This window comes from Pseudomonas inefficax, assembly GCF_900277125.1.
In the GTDB taxonomy this organism is placed as follows: domain Bacteria; phylum Pseudomonadota; class Gammaproteobacteria; order Pseudomonadales; family Pseudomonadaceae; genus Aquipseudomonas; species Aquipseudomonas inefficax.
Genome location: NZ_OPYN01000028.1, coordinates 89,853 through 97,265 on the forward strand (window position 1 = coordinate 89,853; position 7,413 = coordinate 97,265).

7 protein-coding genes are annotated in these 7,413 nt (G+C 59.8%); 1 reads left to right on the forward strand and 6 read right to left on the reverse strand.

Annotated features, from left to right (window positions below; genetic code table 11):
* Nucleotides 1–52: 52 nt before the first annotated feature.
* The 6 genes from JV551A3_RS03330 to apaG all read right to left on the reverse strand — a co-directional run bounded on the left by JV551A3_RS03330 (nt 53) and on the right by apaG (nt 6,816).
* Nucleotides 53–1,621: a SpoVR family protein gene (locus JV551A3_RS03330; protein WP_133970053.1), complete on the reverse strand. Its 1,569-nt coding sequence runs from the start codon at nt 1,619–1,621 to the stop codon at nt 53–55.
* A complete protein-coding gene (locus JV551A3_RS03335) occupies nt 1,618–2,889 on the reverse strand; it encodes a YeaH/YhbH family protein (protein ID WP_013970586.1) in 1,272 nt (423 codons plus the stop codon). Before JV551A3_RS03335 ends, JV551A3_RS03330 begins: the two co-directional genes overlap by 4 nt.
* Before the next feature lie 130 nt (nt 2,890–3,019).
* Nucleotides 3,020–4,942 (reverse strand): PrkA family serine protein kinase, encoded by a 1,923-nt coding sequence (locus tag JV551A3_RS03340; RefSeq protein WP_133970054.1) that lies wholly within the window; start codon nt 4,940–4,942, stop codon nt 3,020–3,022.
* Between the two features lie 283 nt (nt 4,943–5,225).
* Complete coding sequence (gene glpE / locus JV551A3_RS03345) at nt 5,226–5,555, reverse strand: thiosulfate sulfurtransferase GlpE (RefSeq protein WP_133970055.1); 330 nt, start codon at nt 5,553–5,555, stop codon at nt 5,226–5,228.
* Between the two features lie 14 nt (nt 5,556–5,569).
* On the reverse strand, nt 5,570–6,436 hold the full coding sequence (locus JV551A3_RS03350; RefSeq protein ID WP_133970056.1) for a symmetrical bis(5'-nucleosyl)-tetraphosphatase: 867 nt from the start codon (nt 6,434–6,436) through the stop codon (nt 5,570–5,572).
* On the reverse strand, nt 6,436–6,816 hold the full coding sequence (gene apaG / locus JV551A3_RS03355) for a Co2+/Mg2+ efflux protein ApaG (RefSeq protein WP_012270198.1): 381 nt from the start codon (nt 6,814–6,816) through the stop codon (nt 6,436–6,438). Before apaG ends, JV551A3_RS03350 begins: the two co-directional genes overlap by 1 nt.
* Before the next feature lie 241 nt (nt 6,817–7,057).
* On the opposite strand from apaG, the gene JV551A3_RS03360 reads away from it, so the two are divergent.
* Nucleotides 7,058–7,300 carry a transposase gene (locus JV551A3_RS03360; protein WP_133978326.1) on the forward strand — a complete coding sequence of 81 codons (243 nt, stop codon included), beginning with the start codon at nt 7,058–7,060 and terminating at the stop codon, nt 7,298–7,300.
* Nucleotides 7,301–7,413 lie beyond the last annotated feature (113 nt).

The following is a 7,413-nucleotide window of genomic DNA, read 5'->3' on the forward strand; positions in this document are numbered from 1 at the left end:
CAACTCTCCATAACTGCCGACAGGATAACCCGTCGGCAGCCATGGGGTAGCATCAGAGGTGGTGGATGACCGCCAGGTCCATGCGCCCGTAATCGGCGTTTTCGCCGTGCTCGCCGCGTGGTGGCATATGGTGCGTCTTCATCACCTGCTCGCCCTGAACGGTCTCCAGGTGGATGTCGAAGCCCCACAGGCGGTGCAGGTGCTTGAGCACTTCCTCGGTCGAGTCGCCCAGCGGTTTGCGGTTGTGTTGCTGGTGACGCAAGGTCAGCGAGCGGTCGCCGCGGCGGTCGACGCTCCAGATCTGCACGTTTGGCTCGCGGTTACCCAGGTTGTACTGCGCCGCCAGTAGTTCGCGAATGGTCCGATAGCCGGCCTCGTCGTGGATGGCAGGTACATACAGGTCGTCGCGCTGGTCGTCATCGAGGATGCTGAACAGCTTGAGATCGCGCATGACCTTTGGCGACAGGTACTGCAGGATGAAGCTCTCGTCCTTGAAGCTGCTCATGGCAAACTTGATGGTAGAAAGCCAGTCACTGCCGGCAATGTCGGGGAACCAGCGGCGATCTTCTTCGGTCGGGTTTTCGCACATGCGGCGGATGTCGGTGTACATCGCAAAGCCCAGTGCGTAGGGGTTGATGCCGTTGTAGTAGGGGCTGTCGAAGCCGGGCTGGAACACTACGCTGGTGTGCGACTGCAAGAACTCCATCATGAAGCCTTCGGTGATAAGCCCCTCGTCATACAGATCGTTCATCAGCGTGTAGTGCCAGAATGTCGCCCAGCCTTCGTTCATCACCTGGGTCTGGCGCTGCGGGTAGAAATACTGGGCAATCTTGCGCACGATGCGCACCACTTCACGCTGCCAGGGCTCCAGTAGCGGGGCGTTCTTCTCGATGAAATAAAGGATGTTTTCCTGCGGTTCGGCGGGGAAGCGCGCATCATCTCGATCGCTACCCTTGTCAGCGCTCTTCGGAATGGTTCGCCACAGGTCATTGATCTGCCGCTGCAGGTGTTCCTCGCGCTCCTTCTGCCGCCGCCGCTCCTCTTCGGCGGAAATCGGATAAGGCCGCTTGTAACGGTCGACGCCGTAGTTCATCAGGGCATGGCAGGAGTCGATCAGATCTTCCACGGCATCGATGCCATGGCGCTCTTCGCACTGGGCGATGTACTGCTTGGCGAACACCAGGTAGTCGATGATCGAGCTGGCGTCGGTCCAGGTGCGGAACAGGTAGTTGCCCTTGAAGAAGCTGTTATGGCCGTAGCAGGCATGGGCGATCACCAGTGCCTGCATGCACATGGTGTTTTCTTCCATCAGGTAGGCGATGCACGGGTCGGAGTTGATCACGATCTCGTAGGCCAGGCCCATCTGGCCACGGCTGTAGGATTTCTCCGTGCTGAGGAACTGCTTGCCGTAGGACCAATGATGGTAACCCAGCGGCATGCCGACCGAGGCATAGGCGTCCATCATCTGCTCGGCGGTAATCACCTCGATCTGGTTGGGGTAGGTGTCCAGGGCGTAACGCTCGGCCAGGCGGCTGATTTCCCGATCGTAGGTCTGGATCAGTTCGAACGTCCACTCGGACCCGGTGGAAATAGGTTGGCGTCTCTGTGCTCTGGCGGTCATGTGGCTAACCTGCGCTGGAAGAGTTCACGGAAGACCGGGTAGATATCGCCGGCCGATACCAACTGCTGCTGGGCGAATGTGTCGGGGAAGGCTTCGCCTATGCGCTCGTATTCGTACCACAGCGCCTGGTGTTCACGAGGAGTGATTTCAACGTAAGTGTAGTACTGCACATGCGGCATGATCTGCTTGGCCAGGATGTCGCGGCAGATCGGCGAGTCGTCGTTCCAGTTGTCACCGTCGGAGGCCTGGGCGGCGTAGATGTTCCAGTCGCTTGCCGGGTAGCGTTCGGCCATGACCTCCTGCATCAGCTTGAGCGCGCTGGATACGATGGTGCCGCCGGTTTCCCGCGAATAGAAGAATTCTTCCTCGTCGACTTCACGGGCGCTGGTGTGGTGGCGGATGAATACCACTTCGATGCGGTCGTAGTTTCGCTTGAGGAACAGGTACAGCAGGATGAAAAAGCGCTTGGCGATGTCCTTGGTGGCCTGGGTCATCGAGCCGGACACGTCCATCAGGCAGAACATCACTGCCTTGGAGCTGGGGTTGGGCTGCTTGACCAGCAGGTTGTACTTGAGGTCGAAAGTGTCGAGGAAGGGCAGGCGGTTGATGCGTGCCTTCAGGCGTTCGATCTCGTGTTCGACTTCCTGGATATCGGTGAAATTATCCGGTTCTTCGACCTTCAGGCGGGCGAGTTCCTTCTGCGCTTCGCGCAGCAGTGCGCGGCTGCTGCCGGTCAGGGCGATGCGCCGGGCATGGGCCGAACGCAGGGTGCGCACGATGTTGATACGTGACGGGTTGCCTTCGTTGGCGATACCGGCGCGCACGGTCTTGAAGGTGTCGGCCCCGGTCAGGTGACGTTTGACCAGGTTGGGCAGCTCGAGGTCCTCGAACATGAATTCGAGGAATTCTTCCTGGGTGATCTGGAAGACGAAGTCGTCCATGCCCTCGCCGGAGTTGCCGGCCTTGCCACGGCCGCTGCCACCGCCGCCGCCCTGTGGCCTGGGGATGTGTTCACCGGCGGTGAATTCCTTGTTGCCTGGGTGCACGATGGTCTGCTTGCCCCCGCGACCATGGTGCAGCACCGGTTCGTCGATGTCGCGCCCCGGAATGCTGATCTGCTCGCCATGTTCCATGTCCATGATGGAACGGCGGCTTACCGCCTCTTCGACGGCTTTCTTGATATGTTCGCGGTACCGCCGCAGGAAGCGCTGGCGGTTCACCGTGCTCTTGTTCTTGCCGTTCAGGCGTCGATCTATAACGTAGCTCATGGTCCCTCCGGTAGCTGGGAACAGCTGCACGCTTCAAGCTACGAGCTGCTGCACGTAATGGCAGCAAAGCAGCTGCCGCCGCCCAGGGCTGGGGTAGCAGCCCTGGGCGCGCGGTGGGTAGCTTGTCGCCTTATTGCGATTTCCTGACCCGCAGGTACCATTCCGACAGCAGACGAACCTGTTTGTCGGTGTAGCCACGCTCCACCATGCGCGTGACGAAGTCGTTGTGTTTCTGTTGGTCCTCCTTGCTTGCCTTGGCGTTGAAGCTGATGACCGGCAGCAGGTCCTCGGTGTTGGAGAACATTTTCTTCTCGATCACCACCCGCAGCTTTTCATAGCTCAGCCAGCTCGGATTCTTGCCGTTATTGTTGGCACGGGCACGCAGCACGAAGTTGACGATTTCGTTGCGGAAATCTTTCGGGTTGCTGATGCCGGCCGGCTTCTCGATCTTCTCCAGTTCTTCGTTGAGGGCGATACGGTTGAGAATTTCGCCGGTTTCCGGATCGCGGTATTCCTGGTCCTGGATCCAGAAATCGGCGTACAGCACGTAGCGGTCGAAGATGTTCTGGCCGTATTCGCTGTAGGACTCCAGGTAGGCGGTCTGGATTTCCTTGCCGATGAACTCGATGTAGCGTGGGGCCAGATACTCCTTCAGGTAGCGCAGGTAGCGTTCGCGCACTTCTGCCGGGAACTGTTCCTGCTCGATCTGCTGCTCCAGCACATACAGCAGGTGCACAGGGTTGGCGGCCACTTCATGCGGGTCGAAGTTGAACACCTTGGACAGGATCTTGAACGCGAAGCGGGTCGACAGCCCGTTCATGCCTTCGTCGACGCCGGCGGAATCGCGGTACTCCTGGATCGACTTGGCCTTCGGATCGGTGTCCTTGAGGTTTTCACCGTCGTACACCCGCATCTTCGAATAGATGTTGGAGTTTTCCGGCTCTTTCAGGCGCGACAGCACGGTGAACTGGGCGAGCATCTTCAGCGTGTCTGGCGCGCAGTGGGCCTTGGCCAGCGAGCTGTTGATCAGTAGCTTGTCGTAGATCTTGATTTCGTCGCTGACGCGCAGGCAGTACGGCACCTTGACGATGTAGATCCGGTCGATGAACGCCTCGTTGTTCTTGTTGTTGCGGAAGGTGTGCCACTCCGATTCGTTGGAGTGGGCCAGCAAGATCCCGGAGTAGGGGATGGCGCCGAGGCCTTCGGTACTGTTGTAGTTGCCTTCCTGGGTGGCGGTAAGCAGCGGGTGCAGGACCTTGATCGGGGCCTTGAACATCTCGACGAATTCCATCAGGCCTTGGTTGGCCCGGCACAGCGCACCCGAATAGGCATAGGCGTCGGCGTCGTTCTGCGGGAATTCTTCGAGCTTGCGGATATCGACCTTGCCGACCAGGGCCGAAATGTCCTGGTTGTTCTCGTCGCCGGGTTCGGTCTTGGCGATGGCGATCTGGTTGAGAATCGACGGGTACAGTTTCACCACTTTGAACTTGCTGATGTCGCCGCCGAACTCCTGCAGGCGCTTGGTGGCCCAGGGCGACATGATGGTGTTCAGGTAGCGCCGCGGGATACCGAACTCTTCCTCGAGAATGGCCCCGTCTTCGGTGGCGTTGAACAGCCCCAGGGGCGACTCGAATACCGGCGAGCCCTTGATGGCGTAAAACGGTACCTTTTCCATCAGCTGCTTGAGTTTTTCAGCCAGCGACGACTTGCCGCCGCCCACCGGGCCCAGCAGGTAGAGGATCTGTTTCTTTTCCTCCAGGCCTTGAGCGGCGTGGCGGAAGTAGGACACGATCTGGTCGATGCACTCTTCCATGCCATGGAAGTCGGCAAAGGCCGGATAGCGGCGGATAACCTTGTTGGAGAAGATTCGCGACAGTCTGGAGTTGGTTGAGGTGTCGATCAGCTCCGGCTCACCGATGGCCAGCAACAGCCGTTCGGCCGCCGATGCGTAGGCACTGCGATCCTCTTTGCACAGCTCGAGGTACTCCTGCAGCGAGAGTTCTTCCTGGCGCGTAGACTCGAAACGTTGTTGGAAGTGGCTAAAAATACTCATGACGTCACCTCGCTCGATACGTGGAGACGACGCCGGATCAGTCAGCTGATGCTGGCATGCAACCGGGTTTGCCGGCTGCTGTATACCCCCCAGAACACCCTGTAACGCTACCGATGACCCGCACGCCGGTGTACCGGCTCTCCCCTTTTTCTGGATGGCCTGCGCTTAAGAATAGTTGGTTATCCGCAAGGTCAAGGGCGAGGGGCGGAGAAGTTGCGAACGACCGTTCGTCAGATAAGCCGCAAGCCCGCACGGGGCGCGGGCTGCAGTAAAGATGAAAAAATTATTCGGCAGTGCCTTGGGCAGTCTCGGCCGGGTAAGTGGTGCGCCACAGCTCAAAGCCGCCGTCGACGCTGTATACGTCCGAGAAGCCCTGGTTCACCAGATAGGCCGCTGCGCTCTGGCTGGAATTGCCGTGGTAGCACACCACCAGGGTCGGGGCATCGAGGTCGGCATTGCGGATGAACTCGGCGACCGAATGGTTATCCAGATGCTTGGCACCGGTGATGTGGCCGGCGGCAAAGGCCTGCGGGTCGCGAATGTCGACGACTACCGCACCTTGCGCGCGCAGGGCCAGGGCCTGTTCGGGAGGGATGCGCTTGAATTCGCTCATGGGTACGGCTTCCTTCAGTTTTGATCGTTCAGTGTAGGCGTTTGGCTGGGGAGGCGTAAGTTGCCGTCGTCGCTGCAGTCACAGCGGTGGTATTCGCCGTTGTCGACGTTGTACAGGGTCATGGCACCGCCCCACACGCAACCGGTGTCCAGGGCGATGATGCCGGGCTCGTCGACCTGCCCTTGCAGGGCGGCCCAGTGGCCAAAGATGATTTTCACGTGGCGTGAGCGGCGGCCCTTGTGTGCATACCACGGCTTGTAGCCTTTGGGGGCGGTATCCAGGCCTTCCTTGCTCTTGAGGTCGAGCTTGCCCTCGACGGTGCAGAAGCGCATGCGCGTGAGGTAGTTGGTGATGACCCGCAGGCGCTCGATACCGCTGAGGTTCTTGCTCCACTTGTTCGGCTCGTTGCCGTACATGCCGTCCAGGTACAGTTTCAGGCGCTCGTCGTCGCGCAGCACTTCCTCGACCTCGGCGGCCAGCTCCAAGGCTTTGCCCAAGGTCCATTGCGGTGGAATGCCGGCGTGAACCAGGGCAATGCCACGAGGTTCGTCGTAATGCAGCAGCTTTTGCTGGCGCAGCCAGTCGAACAGCTGGTCGGCGTCCGGCGCTTCGATGATTTCGCGCAGTGTGTCGCTTTTCTTCAGGCGTTCGACATTGTGCCAGGCGGCCAGCAGGTGCAGGTCATGGTTGCCCAGCACGCACACCAGCGACTGACGGATCGAATAAAGGAAGCGCAGGGTTTCCAGCGACTCGGGGCCGCGGTTGACCAGGTCGCCGACCAGCCACAGACGATCAACGGCGGGGTTGAAGCTGACCCGTTCGAGCAGGCACTTGAGTGGCTGCAGGCAGCCCTGCAGGTCACCAACGGCGTAGGTAGCCATCAGTGCAGCGCCCCGGGCACCGCCAGGCGGAAGGGGGCGATCTCGGCATCGAAGCGTTTGCCGTCTTCGGCGAACATCTGGTAGCTGCCCTGCATGGTGCCCACGCGAGTGCTGATGACCGCGCCGCTGCTGTAGGTATGGCTCTGGCCCGGGTCGATATTGGGCTGCTGCCCTACCACGCCGGCGCCACGCACTTCCTCGACCTCGCCGTCACCATTGGTGATCAGCCAGTGGCGCGACAGCAGCTTGGCCTTGAGCGAGCCATTGTTCTGCACGGTGATGGTGTAGGCGAAAGCGAAACGACTGTTTTCGGGGTCGGATTGTTCTTTGAGGTAGCGGGTCACGACGCTGACGTCGATCTGATAGCGGGGGTCGGACATGCAAGGGCCTTGGGCGAACTGACGCAATAATGCAGTCTAGGCCATTGGGAGGGGGGAGGGCCAGCGGTGAGGGGCTTGGGGGTTTGCGTTGTCTGTCCCGGCCTCTTCGCGGGCACGCCCGCTCCCACAGGATCTCACCCTATTTGAAGGAGGTGATTTACCTGTGGGAGCGGGTTTGAACTGGCCTAATGATCCCGGACACCTCTTAAGGGCGATATGATTCGCCCAATCAGGAGGTTTCATGCAAGAACGAAAGACCTACACCCGCGAGTTCAAGCAACGTGCTGCCAGCATGGTTCTAGATGACCACTGCTCGATTCCCGACGTCTGCGCATCAATGGACGTCGGCCCTACAGCCCTGCGCCGCTGGGTTGATCAGGTACGTAAAGAGCGACAGAAGGGCCAGCCAGTAGCCGGTACCAAAGCGATCAGCGACGAACAGCGAGAGCTCCAGCAACTGCGAGCCAAGATCAAGCGCCTGTAGACCGAGGCTGAAATCTTAAAAAAGGCTACGGCTCTCTTGATGTCGGATCCCGATCGTTTTTCCTGATCGAGGAACTGAGAGAGTCAGGTTCGTATCCGACCAGCCTCCTTTGC

Excerpts from the sequence above, each read along its gene's own strand:
- JV551A3_RS03330 (WP_133970053.1), bottom strand. The coding sequence starts at position 1,621 with ATGACCGCCAGAGCACAGAGACGCCAACCTATTTCCACCGGGTCCGAG.
- JV551A3_RS03335 (WP_013970586.1), bottom strand. The coding sequence starts at position 2,889 with ATGAGCTACGTTATAGATCGACGCCTGAACGGCAAGAACAAGAGCACG.
- JV551A3_RS03340 (WP_133970054.1), bottom strand. The coding sequence starts at position 4,942 with ATGAGTATTTTTAGCCACTTCCAACAACGTTTCGAGTCTACGCGCCAG.
- glpE (WP_133970055.1), bottom strand. The coding sequence starts at position 5,555 with ATGAGCGAATTCAAGCGCATCCCTCCCGAACAGGCCCTGGCCCTGCGC.
- JV551A3_RS03350 (WP_133970056.1), bottom strand. The coding sequence starts at position 6,436 with ATGGCTACCTACGCCGTTGGTGACCTGCAGGGCTGCCTGCAGCCACTC.
- apaG (WP_012270198.1), bottom strand. The coding sequence starts at position 6,816 with ATGTCCGACCCCCGCTATCAGATCGACGTCAGCGTCGTGACCCGCTAC.
- JV551A3_RS03360 (WP_133978326.1), top strand. The coding sequence starts at position 7,058 with ATGCAAGAACGAAAGACCTACACCCGCGAGTTCAAGCAACGTGCTGCC.